This is a genomic window from Spirosoma fluminis, assembly GCF_054778895.1.
This window is the reverse complement of sequence record NZ_BAAGZD010000046.1, coordinates 1-1,229: the sequence shown is the minus strand read 5'-3', so window position 1 is coordinate 1,229 and position 1,229 is coordinate 1. Positions and strand designations below refer to the sequence as shown.

The 1,229-nt window shown below is 49.1% G+C and carries 1 protein-coding gene; it reads right to left on the bottom strand.

What is annotated here, in order from left to right; translation table 11 throughout:
• Positions 1–26: 26 nt before the first annotated feature.
• Positions 27–1,147 (bottom strand): IS3 family transposase gene (locus ACYVBJ_RS28285; RefSeq protein ID WP_460985652.1). Its coding sequence is split into 2 segments (ribosomal slippage): positions 27–892 and positions 892–1,147, totalling 1,122 coding nucleotides; the frame shifts between segments, so codons are not numbered across the junction.
• Positions 1,148–1,229 lie beyond the last annotated feature (82 nt).

Sequence of the window (1,229 nt, the reverse complement as noted above, 5' to 3'; positions counted from 1 at the left end):
TGACCTACCCCCAAATACTGGACCGCTCAAAGATTGAGGATCGGACGGTCATTTATTCTCTTTTCACTGCCCTTTCCAACCTCATCGGGTGTCAGCCCGCCGAGCGAACTGTGAGGGCGAAACATGTTATATTCCTGTCGCCAATGCTCAATTTTTTCGCGAGCATCTTCTAATGATAGAAACCAGTGAGTGTTCAGACATTCATCGCGAAAACTCCCGTTGAATGATTCAATAAACGGATTGTCAGTTGGTTTACCCGGTCGTGAAAAGTCTAACGTTACCCCGTTATCATACGCCCACAAGTCGAGTGCTTTCGAGATAAACTCACTGCCATTGTCAACTTGGATTCGCTCAGGTACAGCCAAATGTATCACTTTTAGCTGATTCATCACCGCTACCACATCATCTCCTTTCAACGACTGACCAACATGAATGGTCATGCACTGACGACTATAATTATCCACTATAGTTAAGGCCCGTATTTTCCGGCCGTCAAACAACTGATCCGCCACAAAATCCATACTCCAGCACTGATGAGTAGTAGAGAGCTCAGGTCGATTCAGTCGATGAGCCGCTGTTCTGTTCCGTCGTGGACGCTTACTACGCAGATTGAGCCCCTCCAGGCGATATAGGCGGTGTACACGCTTATGATTGTCGCGCCACCCCTCCCGCCGAAGCAACGTAAAAATACGCTGGCAGCCATATCGAACTCGGGTTTGGGCGATCTCCCTAATCTGCTTCCGGAGTACCGAATCATCCCGGCGTCGGGCCTTATAATGCCAGGTGGAACGGCCTAGCAGCACCACTGCACAAGCCCTGCGATTCGAGATTTGATAGTCCGTCATCAGGCTTTGGGCCAGCCTCCGCTTCTGAGCTGGCCTTAAAGCTTTTTTTTGATTACATCTTGGAGCATCTGTTTATCTAGGCTTAGATCGGCGACTAACTGCTTTAGTTGCTGGTTTTCTTCCTCTAACTGGCGCAGTCGCCGAAGTTCGGGTACGCCTAAGCCACCATACTTTTTCTTCCAGTTGTAGAAGGTAGCCTCACTAATACCCATCTTGCGGCAAACCTCGGCAACGACTGTGCCTGTGTCGGCTTGTCGAAGCGCGAAAACAATCTGCGCTTCGGTGAATTTGGTCTTCTTCATAAGCGATTATTGGTTGTTAAAGTACCGAAAAATCGCCCGATCTCTCTACTTTAGGTTGGTCCAGTTTACTGGGAGGAGGTCA